This is a genomic window from Nonomuraea sp. KM90, from assembly GCF_052246675.1.
GTDB lineage: Bacteria > Actinomycetota > Actinomycetes > Streptosporangiales > Streptosporangiaceae > Nonomuraea.
This window is the reverse complement of the sequence record NZ_JBQQCB010000107.1, coordinates 1-15,238: the sequence shown is the minus strand read 5'-3', so window position 1 is coordinate 15,238 and position 15,238 is coordinate 1. Positions and strand designations below refer to the sequence as shown.

Here is a 15,238-nt window from a genome sequence, read left to right as displayed (position 1 = left end):
GGGGATCGAATGACAACCATGTTCCACCTCACGGCCACGGGGCTCAGATGGCCGCGTCGAGCAGGCAGCGGGGAGTTCCGTGCAGCTCATCCACGACCACCCGCCCGGCGACGCCGAACACCTCCGCCAGCAGCTCCGGTGTGATCACATCCGCCGGCCCGCCGTCGGCCCGCACCCGGTCCTGGTGCAGGGCGATGACGCGTTCGGCGAAGCGGGCGGCGTGGTCAAGCTCGTGCAGCACGGTCACGACGGTGAGGCCGCGCGCCGCCCGCAGAGATCGCACCAGTTCGAGGACCTCCAGCTGATGGCGGATGTCCAGGTGGGCGGTCGGCTCGTCGAGGAGCAGGATGCCGGTGTTCTGGGCCACCGCCAGCGCCAGGCGTACGCGCTGGCGCTCGCCGCCGGACAGCGTGTCGAGGACGCGGTCGGCGAGGTGGGTCACCCCGGCGAGTTCGAGCGCCTCGTCCATGGTGTCGGAGTCCCACAGCAGTCCCAGCGGTCCGCAGTGCGGGTAGCGGCCCTGGCGGACGAGCTGGCGCACGGTCAGCCCGGGGACGGGCGGAAGGCTCTGGTGCAGGACCGCGAGCCGCCGGGCGATGTCCCTGCGCGACAGCGACGCCAAGTCTGCGCCGTCGAGCTCGATCCGCCCCGACGCCGGCTTGAGCAGGCCGGCGATCAGCCGGAGCAGGGTGCTCTTCCCGCATCCGTTGACCCCCACCAGCGCCACGAATTCGCCGGTCTCGATGGCCAGGTCGATCCCGGTCAGGAGGGGGCGCGAGCCGTAGGAGAAGTGCAGGTCCCGGATCACGACGCTCATTGCGATTTTCCCAGTCTGATGAGGACGGCGGCGCCGGCCAGAGCGGTGACTACTCCAGTCGGCACGCCGAGCCGATGTGTGACGTTGAGCAGGTGCCCGGCGAGCTGGGCGAGGGTGTCCGCGCCCGCCAGCGCCACCGCCCCGGCCACGGCGGCGGTGAGGACGCCGCCGCCGAGCCGGCGGGCGGCGTGCGGGGTGACCAGGCCGACGAAGGCGATCGCCCCCGACAGGCTGGCCGCGCCCGCGGTCAGGGCGACCGCCACGGTGAGCGCGATGCCCCGGCCGAGGCCCGGGTGCAGGCCGAGTGAAGCGGCGTGGTCGTCGCTGGGCGCCAGCACGGCCAGCATCGCCGAGCACGCCCACGCCACGGCGATTCCACCGAGGATCCACCAGGAGGCGAAGGCCAGGTGCTCCCAGACCCTGCCCTCCACCGAGCCGATGAGCCAGCGCAGCGCGTTGCCGAACCTGCTGGGCTGGTAGGCCAGCAGCATCGTGGTCATCCCGGCCAGCAGCGCGCTGCCGAGCAGGCCGTAGACGATCAGGTGGGCGGGGTCGCGGCGGGCGGCGAACAGCCAGGTGATCCCGCCACCGGCCGCGCCTCCCGCGAGTGCGGCGGCCAGCGCCCCGGCCGCCGAGTCCGCGGGCACCACGCCGAGGGTGAAGCCCGCCAGGATGCCCAGTATCGCGCCCGGGTTGACGCCGGAGAACTCAGGGGCGGCCAGCGGATTGCGCAGGGTGGCCTGCAGCACGTATCCGGCGACGCCCAGCGCCGCGCCGGTGAGTAGCGCGGTAACCAGTCGCGGCAGGCCGAGCTCCCACACGATCCGCTCATTCACGCCGCTCACCGCGCCGTCGAGCAGCCCGAAGACCACTCCGAGCGGCTGTCCGGACACCAGCACGTGCGCGGCCACGACGCATCCCAGCAGCACCGCCGCCCCGGGTGCGCGTCCGCCGGTGCGCCGAGCCCGCGTGGGCACGGCGACCCTCCCGGGCGTGGCGGCGGGTGCCCGCCTTCTCGTGATCGTCATGGCGAGACCCGCTTTCTCAGCAGGACGGCTCCCGCCAGCACTCCGGCCAGCGCCGTCCACGCTCCGAGCGGCGTCTCCGCCGGCGCGAACGCCAGCCGGGCGGCCAGGTCAGCCGCCAGCGTCACGAGCGCGCCCAGCGCGGCCGACCAGGGCAGCCAGACCCGGGCGTCCGCGTGTGGGCGCAACCGTCTGGCCAGCACGGGGGCCAGGAATCCCACCCACGCGATCGGCCCGCACGGACCGGTCACGCAGCCGATCAGCAGCGCCGCCACCGCGAGCACGCCGAGCCTGGCCCGCTCCACCCGGCTGCCGAGCGAGGCGGCCGCGTCGTCGCCGAGCCGCAGCAGGGTGAGCGCGGGCACGCACAGCACGACGAGCGGCACGGCGGCGGCCAACCACGGCAGCGTCCGGGAGGTCTGCTCCCACATCAGGCCGGACAGGCTGCCGACGAGGTAGCGGAAGAGCATGTCGTACTGGAGGCGGTCGGCGGTGGCCATCACCGCCAGCAGCAGCGCCTGGATCGCGGTGGACACCGCCGCGCCGACGAGCAGGACGCCGCCTGCCGTCCCGGCGGTCCTGGCGACGGCCAGCGTGACGAATCCGCCACAGGCGGCGCCTAGCAGGCCGATCAGCGGATACGTCGCGTAGGGCACGGGCAGCGCCCATATGACGCAGACGCTCACCGCCAGCGCGGCGCCGGTGGAGACGCCGATCATCTCGGGCACGGCGAGCGGGTTCCTGAGCGACTCCTGCAGCAGCAGCCCCGCCGCCCCGATGGCGGCGCCGCCGGCCAGGCCGATCATCACCCGGGGGACGCGCAGCTCCCAGACCACGACCTGCGCGATCGAGTCCGGGGCGGCCAGGAGGAGCTCTTGCGGGGTGACGAACGGGGTGCCCAGGCACACAGCGGCCAGCGCGAGGAGGGCGAGACCGAGCGCGACCGCCCAGGGCGCCGCTGCGGCCGGACGCCCGGCGGCGAGCGCCGGGCGTCCGTCGAGCGAAGCGCTCACCCGGTGGCCTTGGCCAGGGCCTCGTCCAGGATGATGCCGAACGCCTTGGTGCCGCGGCCCGACGCCCACAGTTCGGGCTGCACCTCGAACACCTTGCCTGACGCCACCGCGGGAACGCGCTTCCACACCGGGTTGTCCTTGTAGCTCTGGGTCACCGAGGTCCCGAACGACTGAACGAAGATCACCTGAGGCGCCTTCGCCAGGATCTCCTCGATGCTGTACGCCTGCGCGGTCTCAAATCCGCCGCCCTTGCTGGGCCACGGATAGGCGAAGAACTGCCCCATGAAGTGGCCGAGCACGTCATCGGTGGTGTTCACCCCCACGGAGGTGCCGCCGTACATCGCCAGGACCGGCTTGTCCGACAGCCCTGCCGCCTTGGCCTTGGCGACGCCGTCGGCGACCTTGGCACGGAACTTCTGTTCGGCCGCGGCCTGCTGCTGCCCGCGGTCGGTGAGCTGAGCCAGCGCGCGCAGGTACCCGATGGAGTCCTCGTACGACTTCACCTGCACGACCCACAGTGGCGCGAACTTCTCCACGGCCGTCCTGAGTTGGTCGTGCACCCCCGCGAGCCCGATCACCAGGTCAGGCTTCGCCTCGGCGATCTTGGAGACGTCCTCGCCGCCGAAGCTGCCGGGGATGACCGGGATCTCGGCGCCCTTCGCGCCCAGGTAGTCGGGACGGGACAGCAGCGTGGGCGTGCTCGTGGCCACCGGCGTCAGGCCCAGCTCGACGAGGGCGTCGTCGCACAGCCCGGTCAGGCAGACGACGCGCTCGGGCTTCTTCGGCAGCGTGAACGTCTTGCCGTGCGGATCGGTGACGGTCAGGGCCGCGCTGACCGGCGTGACCTGCGGGACGGACGGCGGTGCGGCGGATGGCCGCGACGCCGGCGCCCCGCTGGCGGCCCGCTGCGCCGGTTCACCCTGCCCGCAGGAGGCCACCAAGGCGAACGCGGCCACGGCGACCAGAAGTCTCTGCATCACCGGCCGACCCTGTCGACGACCTTGCGGCCCGGGATGACGACCGTGACGGCGCCGCCGCCGTCGAGCGAGGTCGGCGTGGTGATCGTGGCGACCACTTTGCCGAGGTCGGGCGAGATGACGGAGATCTTGCCGGTGCCGCCGCCGGTCACGTAGGCCAGCGCGCCGATCGGGTCGAGGGCGATGCGGCGCTTCTGGGCGGCCCATGGCGACTGCCCGGGCACGGGGCCGCCCGGCACGGACGGCAGCTGCACCCGGCTGGTGACCTGGCCGGTCTTCACGCTGACGAAGGCGACCTGGTCGCGGGTGGGCTGGTTGAGGACGTATCCGGCGTACCGGTCGGACAGGCCGTGGCGGAACAGGAGGCCGGTGCCGAGGTTCGCGGTGGTGGTCTGGCCGGTCGCGGGGACGACGGTGAAGGCGTCGTGCTTCCAGTTCTGCCAGTCGTCGCCGGACTCGTTGGAGGTGTAGGTGACGAGCTTGTGGCCGGTCACGCGGACGTAGAAGGCGCGGCCGCTGCTCGGCCACGGCACGGTTCTGACCGGCTGGAGCTTGCCGTCCACGACGCGCGCGGTGTCCAGACCCGCGTCGGTGGCGCCGAGCACCAGCCCGTTCGCGTGCGCCGCCTCCCCGTGCCCGGCCGCGCCGGTGGGCAGCGTGCTCGTCGGCTCCAGATGCGCTCCGGGGTTGGCCAGGATGTCGGCGATCGGGTACGTCTCCAGCTCGCCGTCGCCCCGGTGGACCACGGCGCCGCTGGCGACCGCGACGCCGGGGTGCTCGCTGTCGACCTCGATCGCGGCCGGCCGGTAGGTCGTCAGGTCGACGACGGTCAGCAGGCCGTGCGCCTCCTCTTCCGCGGACTCCTGCCCCTCCTCGTGGTCGTGCTCCTCGGCGGCCGCCACGACGGCGTAGCGGCCCGTCTCGTCCACGGCCAGGTGCGAGGGCTCCCCGGCGGGCAGCTTCGCGGTGCCCACGACCTTGGGCGTGCCGCCCGTCTGCAGTGCGACCAGCTCGTTGTTCGCCTCGTCGACGAACAGCACCCGGCCGTCGCGCAGCGGCAGCATCCCGGCGTGGTCGGCGAACGTGCGGCCGGTGATCGTGGCCAGCCGCTGGTTGGACGGGACCGCGTACACGTGCACGCTTCCCGCGGCGGCGTCGGCCACCACCAGCCGGGCCTGCGACCCGCTCTCCGCTAAGGCGGGCTGAACGTGCAGGGCAAGGGCCAGGATGGCCACCGTCCCGACGGCGAGAGCACTGCGGCGCATGGAACCTCCAGATATGAAAACCATGTCGAAACTGTGGACAGTGATAATCATTATCATTTACGCTCGGCTGGCATCAAGGGGCAAGGACGGATGTGTCCCACAAATCAGAAAGGACGGCTTATGGAGAACTTCGACGAGGTTCCGGTGTTCTCGCCGGTCGGCACGGCCACTCAGCTGGCCCCGGCGCACCCGACCTGCAACCACGCCCTGGTCGCTGACCTGTTCGAGGACGACCAGGCCTGACCCGATCCGTGGTGCCGCCCGATCCGCAGGACGTGCGGCACCACCCCTTCCGCTTGAGAAAGGAGTCTTCATGCCGCTCGCGCCGGGTGTCTCGATCTTCGAGCTCGGTGACGCGACCGTGCTGCGCACGCCCGACGGGGAGTTCCTGGCCGTCAACGCCGAGCTGGACGCCGACCTCGACCGGCTCGCGCCGCCCCTGGCCGAAGCCTTCACCCGGGCCGGTTTCCTCGTCCCCGGCAGCTCGCATCCGCCCGCGAGCGTGATCGTTCTGGGTGAAGGAATGATCGCGGCTGCGCTGGCCGATCTCCTTCCCCGCACCGGCCTGACCCTCCTCACGCCCGAACGTCCGCATGCCGGCGACCGACACCGGCCCGTCCCCGGGCCTGCCTCAGCGCCACCCACCACCAAACACGCCCCAGCGCCACCCGGCCCCGAGCCCGCCGTGGCCTGGCACATCGCCGAGGGGGTCATGGCGTGGGGTGATTCGGGGGGCGGAGCGGAGGGGGCGTCCCCCGGGTCAATCGCGTCCCGGCTCGTGGCGGACGGCGCGATCCCGGCCGGAGGGCGGACGGTGGTGAGCTGGGTGTGCGACGGGTTGCCGCCCGCCGCCGCGTGGGCCGCGCTCGACGCCGAGGTGGGGCGCGTCGCCCGGCAGCGGTGCTCGGTGGAGGGCGCGACCGCGGTGATCGAGCCGATCGCCGTCGCCGGCGGCGACGTGACGCACACGCACGTGCGCCAGCGCAGGCTGGCGGCCTCCGACAGCCCCGACCACCTGGCCGCCTACTGGGCTGGACCCCCAATCCACGCCGCCTCGGCCATCGACCCGGTCGCGGCGGCCTTCGTCGCCGCGCTGCTGGCCGCCGACCTGCTGGCCTGGGCCGCCGGGCGACCCCACGGCCGCCGGCTACGGCTGGCCGATCTCCGCACCCAGCGCGTGAGCGACCACCCGATCCTGCCCGTCCCCTCCCATCACCCCCGGACGGAGAAACCATGACGGTGCTGCGATCAGCCCTGCGCACGCCCGACGGGCTGCTGTGCGACGCCGTGTTCCCCGCCGCCGACGGGGCGTGGCCGGTGCTGGCCATCCGCACCCCGTACGGCAAGAGCCGCCACCTGGCTGAGGCGCACGGGTGGGCGCGCAGGGGCGTGGCGGCAGTGGTCCAGGACGTACGCGGCCGCCACGAGTCGCCCGGCCGGTGGCTGCCGTACACGCACGAGCTCGAGGACGGACGCCTGTTCACCGCCTGGCTGCGCGACCAGCCCTGGTGCGACGGCCCGGTGATCGCCTACGGCTCCTCCTACGCCGCCTACTGCGCGCTCCGCATGGACGCCGACGCGATCGTCGCCGCCGTGCCCGCCCTGGGCCTCGCCGAGACGTCCCGCGAGCCCACCGGCGTGCCCAAGCTGTATTCGCACGTGTGGTGGTGGAGCACATACGCCGCCTGCCGGACCGAGCGGCCCGGCCTGCTCGACACCAGGCTGGCCCATGACCCCGGCGCGCTGACGGAGCCGCCGGTCCGCGTCCCCGCTCGGCTCGGCCTGGACCTGCCGGGCTTCGAGGAGGCGTGGCGGGCTCCCCACGAGCCGAATGTCGAGCCGGCGGTCGCCGCGCGAGTGCCGCTGCTGAGCGTGGGCGGCCTGTACGACCCGTTCCTCGACGCCGCAATCGCCCTCTGGCAGGGCTGGCCGGGCCCCGCCGAGCTGGTGATCGGCCCGTGGCAGCACGACCTCGGGCTGCTCAACCGGGAGCGCAACGGCGCCCGGCACCTGCGGCACACCGAACGGGCGAGCCGATTCGTCACCAGATGGGTGGACCGGGTGCTCGCCGGAGAGCGGCCGGCCGGCGCCTGTCTGGCCGTGGAGTCGACCCAGGAATGGCTCGGCGAGCCAGGCCGCGACGTGGTCGAGCTGCCGCTGAAGGGCGGCGGCCGGTTCGAGGCGGACCCCGAGCATCCGTTCCCCTCCGCGATGGGGCCGGTGGACGTGGGCGCCCCGCGCCCCGACGCCGTGGTGGCCGTCAGCGAGCCGTTCGAGGACACGGTGGCCGGGCGGCCCGCGGTGACCTTCCAGGGGCACGGCGCGGCGCCCGGACACTGGGCGGCGCGCCTGTCGGAGGAGCGGCCCGACGGCACCGCGATCCAGCTCGGCCATGCCATCGGAGAGACGACCGAGCTGACGCTACCCACGATCGTGCACCGGTTCGAGCCGGGTACGCGCCTGCGCGTGGAGATCGCGGCGCACCACTTCCCGCTTCACGCCCGCCATCCCCACACCGGCGACGACCCCCTGACCGCGACGACGTGGCACCCCTCCACCAGGGAGGTCACCGACGTCCGCCTGACCCTGGAGATGCCGTGACCGAGCTCGTGGACCCCGTCTGCGGCGTGATCAAGCGGATCACGAAATATCCCCGTCTGGGAGGCATGCCGGACGACTACCGCTGCCTGATCGCCGAGGTGGCCGACACCCGCCGCATCGGCGTCTGGCTGGCCGACCAGATCGCCGCCGGCACCTCCTTCGGCGACGACGAACAGGCCCGGCTCGGCGCCATCGGCGAGGCGGTCGAGCGATACTGCGGCAACAACATCCCCGAGCTCACCCGGGCGAGCGCCGCCGACCTCGGCGACTTGCCGCACCTGGGCCCCGCCGACCTGCCGGGCTTCGCCGCCGGCCAGTACGGCGAGCCAGGCTTCCCCTACCGGCCGTGGCGGGAGGACGAGCCGATCCTGTGGGCCCGGGGCACGGACGGCACCCTCGTCCCGGGCTCGTGGACGTACCTCAACTGGCACCAGGGCCCGCGCCGCGGCGAGCCACGCCACCACCACCTCAACTACGCCGGCATCGCCTGCGGCGTCGGCCTGGAGGACGCCGCGCGGCGCGCCCTGCTGGAGGTCGTCGAACGCGACGCCGTCACGCTCTGGTGGCACCTCGGCCTGCCGGCCCGGGCCATCCGGGTCTCCTCCGTGCCCGGCCTGTCCGCTGCGTGGTCGGGGTCGCGGCTGGAGCTGCACCTGGTCGAGGTGCCGTGCGAGTTCGGCGTGCCGGTCGTGGCCGCGCTGGCCTACGACCCCGAGCTCCGGATTCCGGCCGCCGGGTTCGCGTGCCGCAGCGACCCGGCCGAGGCCTGCCACAAGGCTGCCCAGGAGGCGGTGCAGGTGTGGATCGCCGCGCGCGGTCTGCTGGAGGAGGACGGCCCCGCCTTCGACGCGATGCGCCGGGGTGTCCTGGCCCGGCATGCCTACCTACCCTGGCGGGCCGACCGGCGCTACCTCGACGCGGCGGGCGAGGGCTTCTCCCAGGTGCGCGACCTCGCCGCCCAGGCCCAGGTCTGGCTGGACGAACGGCTCCACGACCGGCTGACCCGCTTCACCGATTTACCGGCGGTGGACGTGGCCGAGGTGGCGGGAGTGGAACCGCGGCTGGACGGGCACCGCGTGGTGACCGTCGACCTGACCACCTGCGACATCGCCGAGACACCGCTTCGCGTGGCCCGAGTCGTGGTCTCCGGCCTGCTGCCCAACAGTCCCGCCGCCTATCCGTACCTCGGTTCGCCCCGCTGGAAGCACGCCGCCGACCTGTACGGCGTGTCCGGGGTGTTCGACCCGACCCCTCCGCCGCACCTATGAAAACCGCAGCTGTACGGCAGGCCGAGACTGCCGCCCGAAACCTCTTCGACGGCGCCCTTCCCGAATCCGGCACACAGCCCCGGGCGGTCTACGCCGGCGAGCCCGTGACGGTCGCCTCCTGGGTCCACGACGTCGTGGACCTGGCGCTGGGCGGCTCCCGCGGGCGGCTGCGCCGGGTGCCCTCGGCGGGGGCGCTCTACCCGGTGGACGCGTACGTCCTGGCCGAAGGGCGCCTGCTGCTGCACGACCCGGTCCGGCACGCCCTGCTGGACCGCGGTCCCGGGCCGGAGGAGGCGGGCGCGGTGGTACTGCTGACGCTGGAGCCGTCGCGGACGATCTGGAAGTACGGCTCGCGCAGCCTGCCCAGCCTCCTGCTCGACCTGGGCCACGCGGCCGGCTCCCTCGCCGCCGCGGCTGCCTGCCTTGGGCTGGACTGCCGGATCTGCCTGGAACCCGACGCCCGGACGACGGCCGACCTCACCGGCGCCCCCTACGGCTTGGCCGCCGTCCACATGAGCACCAGCACCAAGCCGCCGCCACACGGGGCCCCCGCCGACGACCGGCCCCTCGTGCTCTCGGCCCCCGCCGATGACCGGGCGCCCGATCTCGCGGCGCGCGCGCTCGGTGCGCGGCCGACGGGCTTCGAGCCCGGGAGAGGCGGGGCCGGGCACCCGGATGACGGTCATCGGCTCGTCCTGCAGGCGCTCGACGACCTGTCCGGAGGGGACGGCCGGTGGGAGCCGTCCCCGATGTCGCGTTTCGTCAGGGACGTCCTGGAGCGCAGGCGCAGCACGCCGCCACCGTTCACCGGTGAGCTCGGCGCGGCCGACCTGCGCGCCCTCCTCAACGGCGGACTGCTCATCGCCGCCACCCGGCACGGCCTGGCCACAGCGGAAGGCCCGGTCGGCAGGGGGGACGCCCGTCCCACCCTGGCCGCATGGGCCACGGGCCAGGCGTTCCTGGCCGACGCCGCTGCGATCCTCCTCTACACCGCCGACCTGGCCGACTACCGGTCGGCCTACACCCGCGCCGGACTGGAAGTACACCGCGCGCTGCTCGCCGCCGAGGAGCTCGGCCTGCCCGCGCGGCCCATCGGCAGCTGGGGCCCGGCCGACCTGGGCGCCGCCCTGGGCCGCAGGCCGGGCACCCAAGTCATCGTCCACGGAGCCGCCGTCGGCGGCAGGAAGGACCACACGTGATCATTCATCGCCGGCTGCTGCAGCTGGCCGGGAGCGTGAAGGGGCCGATCGCGGTCTGCGTGGCGCTGGGCCTGGCGGTCAGCGCCGCGTACGTCGCCCAGGCCGTCCTGCTCGCCGCCGCCCTGGCCGCCCTGGTCCGCGGCGACACCGCGACCGTGGTGCGCCTGCTGGTCTGCGCCTTCGTCGTGATCGCGCTGCGCGCGGCGCTGTTGTGGACCAGGGAGACGGTGACCGTGTGGGCGGGCGCGCTGATCAGGGCCCGGCTGCGCGACCGGCTGATCGTCCACCTGGAGCGGCTGGGCCCCGCCCACCTGACCGGCGCCCGCACAGGACACGTGCAGACCACGCTCGTCGACGGCGTGGAGGGGCTGGATCCGTACTTCAGCCGCTACCTGCCACAGGTCGTCATCACCTTCTGCGTGCCGGTCGCGCTGGTCGGCTGGTTGTTCACGGTCAACGCGGCGGCCGCCGCGATCCTGGCCGCAGCCGTGGCGGGCGTCCTGACCATTCCCAGGTTCTGGGACGCGACGCTGCTGAAGCGCGGGCGCGGCCGCTGGACCGCTTTCGCCGAGCTGGCCTCGGACTATCTGGAGGCGATGCAGGGCATGGCCACGCTCCGGGCGTTCGGGGCCGTCGGCAGGCTGGGGGCGCGGCTGGCCGCGCGGGCGCACAACCTCTACGTGACCACCATGCGCCAGCTCAAGCTGTCGCTGGTGGAGACCGGAGTGAACGCGTTCGGCATCCAGGCGGGCACCGCCGGGGCCATCCTCGCGGCGACGACGGCGACCAGCGCGTGGGCCGTCTTCGCGGTTCTGGTGATCACTGTGGAGTGCTTCCGCCCGGTCAAGAACCTCTCCGAGTACTGGCACGCCGGGTATCTCGGGATAACGGCGGTCGACGGCATCGAAGCGCTGCTGTCCGCGCCGCCCGCGGTCGAAGACCGCGGGACGCGAGACCGGTTCCCGGACCCGCCGGACATCAGGTTCGAGGCTGTCACCTTCACCTACCCGGGTTCGGAGCAGCCCGCCGTACGCGAGGTCGGCTTCACCGTCGCGGCCGGTCAGACCGTCGCCCTGGTCGGCCCGTCCGGCGCGGGCAAGAGCACGCTCGCGGCCCTCCTCCAGCGTCACTACGACCCCGGCCAGGGAATGATCAGCATCGGCGGAATCGACGTACGCGACCTCACGCTCGATGCGCTGCGCCGCAGCGTCGCGGTCGTGGCTCAGGACACCTACCTCTTCCACGGCACCGTGGCCGAGAACCTGCGCCTGGCCCGACCGGACGCCACCGACGAGGAACTGGCCGCGGCCGCCCGGCTGGCCGCCGCCCACGACTTCATCGCCGAGCTGCCCGACGGCTACGACACACGCCTGGGCGAGCGCGGGGCGACGCTCTCGGGAGGACAGCGGCAACGCCTGGCCATCGCCCGGGCCCTGCTGGCCGACGCCCCCGTGCTGGTCCTCGACGAGGCCACCTCACACGTGGACGCGCGCACCGAGCAGGCACTGTCCGACGTGCGGCGGGGCCGTACCTGCCTGATGATCGCCCATCGACCCGACACCATCCGCCAGGCCGACCACGTGGTGGTCCTGGAGAACGGAACCGTCCTGGAGGCCGTGGCATGAACCCCTCCATCCGCTGGCTCGCGGGCGCGGTCGGCGCACACCGCCGGGCCTTCCTGTCCACTCTGGCCTCCAACCTGCTGGGCCAGCTGGCCGTGCTCGGCGCCGCCGTGACCGGCGCCTGGCTGGTGGGCCGCGTGATCAGCGGCCAGACAGCGCCGCTGGACGTGGTCAGCGCGGTGCTCGGCGGGCTGGTCGCGGTCGCGACGCTGGCCGCCTGGTGGGAGACCTATGTCGCGCACGACCTGGCCTATCTGGTGCTGGCCAGGCTCAGAGGGCAGGTGTACGACGCGATCGCCAGGATCGCCCCGGCCCGGCTGCTGGGCCGCCGCAGCGGCGACCTGTCGGCGGCCGTGCTCTCGGACATCGAAACCCTGGAGTGGCTCTTCGCGCACACCCTGGCGCAGCTCATCACGGCGGGCACCGTGCTGGCGGCCGGGAGCGTGGCCGCCGCGCTGATCGACCCCCTGCTGCTGGCCGTCTCGCTGCCGCTGGCGGCATGCGTCATCACCGTGCCGCTGTGGCTGCGCAAAGCCTCGCACCGGCACGGCGACGAGCTGCGTGCCGCCACCGCCGAGCTGACCTCCGACGTCGTCGACACCGTACAGGGCATGCGCGAGCTCGCTGCCTTCCGCGCCCTGGAGCGTCGCCGAGACCTGCTGGCGGGCAAGACCCGCCGGCTGGCACGCGCCCAGGCGGCGAACGCGGCACGCGGCGGACTGGAGGCAGCACTCACCGACGTGCTCGTCGCCGTCGCGGCCGCCGGGACGCTGCTGATGGTCGCCACGGTGATCCGCTCTCCCGCAGACGCGCCGCTGGCCATGGTGCTAGCGGCCAGCTCGCTCGGCCCCGCGGCACAGGTGGCGCTGCTGCTCAAGGAGTACGGCACGCTGCGGGCCGCCGCCGAGCGTGTGCACACGCTGGTCACCGCGCCCGCCAACGTGCCCCCGCCACGAAACGTCCTCGAGGTGGCAGCCCAGCCGAACGTGGTCTTCGAGGACGTACGCTTCCGGTACACACCCGACGGGCCCGAGGTGTTGCGGGGCGTGTCCTTCCGCATCCCGTACGGAAAAACGGTCGCCCTAGTCGGCGCCTCCGGCGCGGGCAAGTCCACCTGCGTGTCCCTGCTCCTGCGGTACTGGGACCCGGACGGCGGGCGGATCCTGGTGGGCGGGGTGGCGCTGCCGCGGATCGCCGACCTGCACCGGCACGTCACCGTGGTGCCTCAGGACGTGCACCTGTTCGCCGGGACCGCCGAGGAGAACGTACAGCTCGGCGCCCCCCACGCCGACGCGGCGAGCGCTCTGCGCACCGCCCAGCTCGACATCGACCCGGAGCTCGTGGTCGGCGAGCGAGGCGTCACCCTTTCCGGCGGCCAGCGCGCCAGAGTGGCCGTCGCCCGCGCACTAGCCACGGGAGCACCCGTGCTGGTGCTGGACGAGGCCGTGGCCAACCTCGACACCGACAACGAGGCCCGCCTCGCCGAGGCCCTGCAGGAGGCCGCCGCCGGACGCGCGACGCTCCTCATCGCCCACCGCCTGTCCACCATCCGCAGAGCTGACCACATCGTGCTGCTGGAGGACGGCCGCGTGGCCGCCGAGGGCACCTACGCCGAACTGAGCGACCGGCTGTCCCTCCTGTTCTCGCGCGCTCCACGCGGCGATTCCCCGATCGCTGAAGGAGCGCGATGACGCAGGGCCGAAGCTGTTGTTGCCCGGCTGGCCTGGCTGATCACGGCGGCCACTGATGCCTGCGCGACCTGGGTCAAGATGCCATCGAAAAACGCATGCACCTGCGCAACATGGAGGCTCACACCCTGTTCATCGCTGGCGGGGCCTGGCTGCGGTCGATGATGTGCACGACGGCTTCTCTGCTCTGGTGCACGACGGCGACGGTGTCGCCAGCGGCCGCGGTGGTTTGTCGGTGACGGTCTGCTCGGCGGGTGCGGTCGCGGGCACGGTGGAATAGCGATCTCCACGTCCGGCGCCAGCGCGGGCGGCCGCAGACGGAAGGGCGGCCGGAGCCGTTGCTAGGCTCCGGCCGTGAAGCGCGCCAGGCGGACGATGCGCGGCCTGCGCTCGGCCCTGGTGGCACTGAGCACCACCGTGATCGCGGTCGCCGACCACCGCGCCGACCACGGGACGACCCCGCCCCTGCTGGCCCTGGCCCCGTGGTCCTGGCGGCCTGGGGCGTCGCCTACGCGCTGGCGGGCCGCAGGGTCACCCGGCGGGAGCTGCTGGCCCTGCTCGGCGCCGCCCAGTTCGGCATCCACGGCCTCAGCGTGTACCGGGCGGACCCCGTCCACCACGATCCCGGCGGCCACGGCATCGGCGACGCATCGTCGCCGATGGTCCTCATGCACGCCGCGGCCACCGTGCTCACCGCGCTGCTGTTGGAGCGCGGTGAGCGGATGTGGTGGGGCCTGGTCTCCCTGCTCGGCGTCCGAGCCTTGGTGCTGCGCCTGACCGCCGAGAATCCGGACTGAGGGTACCGGCGTATCGCCTGGCAGATCGTCGGCCTGGGCCGGAAGGTGTCCCCGGCCACACGCGCCGGACCCGCCCATCAGGCAGCGGATCAGCTCCGGACTCGAGCTCGAGCACGCCCTTGCGGACAGTCGTCTCGCTGGCCCCAGCCACCCGCGCGACTAACGATCTTTGGTCTCGCGCGCCGCGCGAGGAGCCCGCCGCTGCGCCCGCGGCGGCCGCGCCGTCCGCCTCGGCCGGGCCCAAGACGCTCACCGCGGCCGTCGGCGACGGCAAGGCCACCATGGTGATCATCCCCGGCAGGCGGGGAGTCAACGCGCTCCAGCTGTCCCTGGTGGACAGCAAGGGCGTGCCGCTGGTGGCGCACGAGACGCCGTAGCTGTCGGTGCGGTTGTCGTCCTACGAGCTGGGGCCGTTCAAGAAGCCGCTGTCCACGACGGGCGAGGGCACCTACGAGGCGACGGTCGACTTCCCGCTGGACGGGACGTGGACGGTGACGCTGGTCGTGCGGCTGTCGGAGTTCGAGAGCCCGGTCGTCTCCCAGAAGGTGGTGATCCCGTGAGATCCGGTATCTCCCGTACAGTCCCGGGCCGCCGGGGTGGCGCTGGCAGCAGCCGTGCTGGTGCTGCTCCCGGCCGCCCCGGCGCTGGCTCACGTGCTGCTGGAGTCCGCTCAGCCCAACGGGGGAGGGGTCGGTCACGCTCACCTTCTCCCTCGACCAGGGATGCGACGGCGCACCGACCGAGGCACTTGTCGTCCGGATGCCGGCCGGGTCCTCGGTGCTGTCGGCCGGCCAGCCGGGCGGCTGGTCCAGCGCGGTGAGGGGAAACGCGGTCAAGTGGACCGGCCCGGGGATCGCCGATGGCACCAAGGCCTCCTTCACCGTGAGGGCGCGCCTGTCGGGGAAGACCGGCGCACCGCTGCTCTTCCCGACCACGCAGTGGTGCCCGGCGGCAAGGGGTATGAGT

17 protein-coding genes are annotated in these 15,238 nt (G+C 73.4%); 11 read left to right on the top strand and 6 right to left on the bottom strand.

The features are described from left to right. Positions 1 to 43 precede the first annotated feature (43 nt). From ACTWPW_RS49950 to ACTWPW_RS49930, 5 genes are read right to left on the bottom strand one after another with little or no spacing between them, the layout of a single operon-like run. Complete coding sequence (locus ACTWPW_RS49950; protein WP_443172992.1) at positions 44 to 817, bottom strand: ABC transporter ATP-binding protein; 774 nt, start codon at positions 815 to 817, stop codon at positions 44 to 46. Then, a complete protein-coding gene (locus ACTWPW_RS49945) occupies positions 814 to 1,845 on the bottom strand; it encodes a FecCD family ABC transporter permease (RefSeq protein ID WP_443172991.1) in 1,032 nt (343 codons plus the stop codon). The genes ACTWPW_RS49950 and ACTWPW_RS49945 overlap by 4 nt, the downstream gene beginning before the upstream one ends. Then, positions 1,842 to 2,855: a FecCD family ABC transporter permease gene (locus ACTWPW_RS49940; protein ID WP_443172990.1), complete on the bottom strand. Its 1,014-nt coding sequence runs from the start codon at positions 2,853 to 2,855 to the stop codon at positions 1,842 to 1,844. Before ACTWPW_RS49940 ends, ACTWPW_RS49945 begins: the two co-directional genes overlap by 4 nt. Beyond that, the gene (locus ACTWPW_RS49935) at positions 2,852 to 3,832 is read right to left on the bottom strand and encodes an ABC transporter substrate-binding protein (protein WP_443173008.1); all 981 of its coding nucleotides are present in this window, start codon (positions 3,830 to 3,832) and stop codon (positions 2,852 to 2,854) included. The genes ACTWPW_RS49940 and ACTWPW_RS49935 overlap by 4 nt, the downstream gene beginning before the upstream one ends. Then, positions 3,832 to 5,097 (bottom strand): hypothetical protein, encoded by a 1,266-nt coding sequence (locus ACTWPW_RS49930; RefSeq protein ID WP_443172989.1) that lies wholly within the window; start codon positions 5,095 to 5,097, stop codon positions 3,832 to 3,834. Before ACTWPW_RS49930 ends, ACTWPW_RS49935 begins: the two co-directional genes overlap by 1 nt. A 120-nt stretch (positions 5,098 to 5,217) precedes the next feature. Between ACTWPW_RS49930 and ACTWPW_RS49925 the strand changes: the two genes are divergently transcribed. From ACTWPW_RS49925 to ACTWPW_RS49895, 7 genes are all read left to right on the top strand, one after another. After that, complete coding sequence (locus ACTWPW_RS49925) at positions 5,218 to 5,340, top strand: hypothetical protein (RefSeq protein ID WP_443172988.1); 123 nt, start codon at positions 5,218 to 5,220, stop codon at positions 5,338 to 5,340. 70 nt (positions 5,341 to 5,410) lie between these two features. After that, positions 5,411 to 6,334, top strand: coding sequence for a hypothetical protein (locus ACTWPW_RS49920; protein WP_443172987.1), 924 nt, complete (start codon positions 5,411 to 5,413; stop codon positions 6,332 to 6,334). Then, positions 6,331 to 7,698: a CocE/NonD family hydrolase gene (locus ACTWPW_RS49915; RefSeq protein WP_443172986.1), complete on the top strand. Its 1,368-nt coding sequence runs from the start codon at positions 6,331 to 6,333 to the stop codon at positions 7,696 to 7,698. Before ACTWPW_RS49920 ends, ACTWPW_RS49915 begins: the two co-directional genes overlap by 4 nt. Continuing rightward, entirely contained in the window at positions 7,695 to 8,966 is a 1,272-nt protein-coding gene (locus ACTWPW_RS49910; protein ID WP_443172985.1) for a YcaO-like family protein, read from the top strand. Before ACTWPW_RS49915 ends, ACTWPW_RS49910 begins: the two co-directional genes overlap by 4 nt. Further along, the gene (locus tag ACTWPW_RS49905) at positions 8,963 to 10,165 is read left to right on the top strand and encodes a hypothetical protein (RefSeq protein WP_443172984.1); all 1,203 of its coding nucleotides are present in this window, start codon (positions 8,963 to 8,965) and stop codon (positions 10,163 to 10,165) included. The genes ACTWPW_RS49910 and ACTWPW_RS49905 overlap by 4 nt, the downstream gene beginning before the upstream one ends. Further along, entirely contained in the window at positions 10,162 to 11,790 is a 1,629-nt protein-coding gene (locus tag ACTWPW_RS49900) for an ABC transporter ATP-binding protein/permease (protein WP_443172983.1), read from the top strand. Before ACTWPW_RS49905 ends, ACTWPW_RS49900 begins: the two co-directional genes overlap by 4 nt. Next, positions 11,787 to 13,478 (top strand): ABC transporter ATP-binding protein, encoded by a 1,692-nt coding sequence (locus tag ACTWPW_RS49895; RefSeq protein ID WP_443172982.1) that lies wholly within the window; start codon positions 11,787 to 11,789, stop codon positions 13,476 to 13,478. The genes ACTWPW_RS49900 and ACTWPW_RS49895 overlap by 4 nt, the downstream gene beginning before the upstream one ends. 338 nt (positions 13,479 to 13,816) lie before the next feature. On the opposite strand, the gene ACTWPW_RS49890 is transcribed toward ACTWPW_RS49895, so the two are convergent. Next, on the bottom strand, positions 13,817 to 14,059 hold the full coding sequence (locus tag ACTWPW_RS49890; RefSeq protein ID WP_443172981.1) for a hypothetical protein: 243 nt from the start codon (positions 14,057 to 14,059) through the stop codon (positions 13,817 to 13,819). Between ACTWPW_RS49890 and ACTWPW_RS49885 the strand changes: the two genes are divergently transcribed. The 4 genes from ACTWPW_RS49885 to ACTWPW_RS49870 form a co-directional block, all read left to right on the top strand. Further along, entirely contained in the window at positions 13,958 to 14,272 is a 315-nt protein-coding gene (locus ACTWPW_RS49885; RefSeq protein WP_443173010.1) for a hypothetical protein, read from the top strand. The genes ACTWPW_RS49890 and ACTWPW_RS49885 overlap by 102 nt on opposite strands. Positions 14,273 to 14,391: 119 nt before the next feature. Next, entirely contained in the window at positions 14,392 to 14,649 is a 258-nt protein-coding gene (locus tag ACTWPW_RS49880; protein ID WP_443173009.1) for a hypothetical protein, read from the top strand. Between the two features lie 6 nt (positions 14,650 to 14,655). Continuing rightward, the gene (locus ACTWPW_RS49875; protein WP_443172980.1) at positions 14,656 to 14,832 is read left to right on the top strand and encodes a hypothetical protein; all 177 of its coding nucleotides are present in this window, start codon (positions 14,656 to 14,658) and stop codon (positions 14,830 to 14,832) included. A gap of 199 nt (positions 14,833 to 15,031) precedes the next feature. Beyond that, positions 15,032 to 15,238, top strand: a 207-nt coding sequence (locus tag ACTWPW_RS49870) for a hypothetical protein (RefSeq protein WP_443172979.1), incomplete at its 3' end; no start/stop codon positions are given.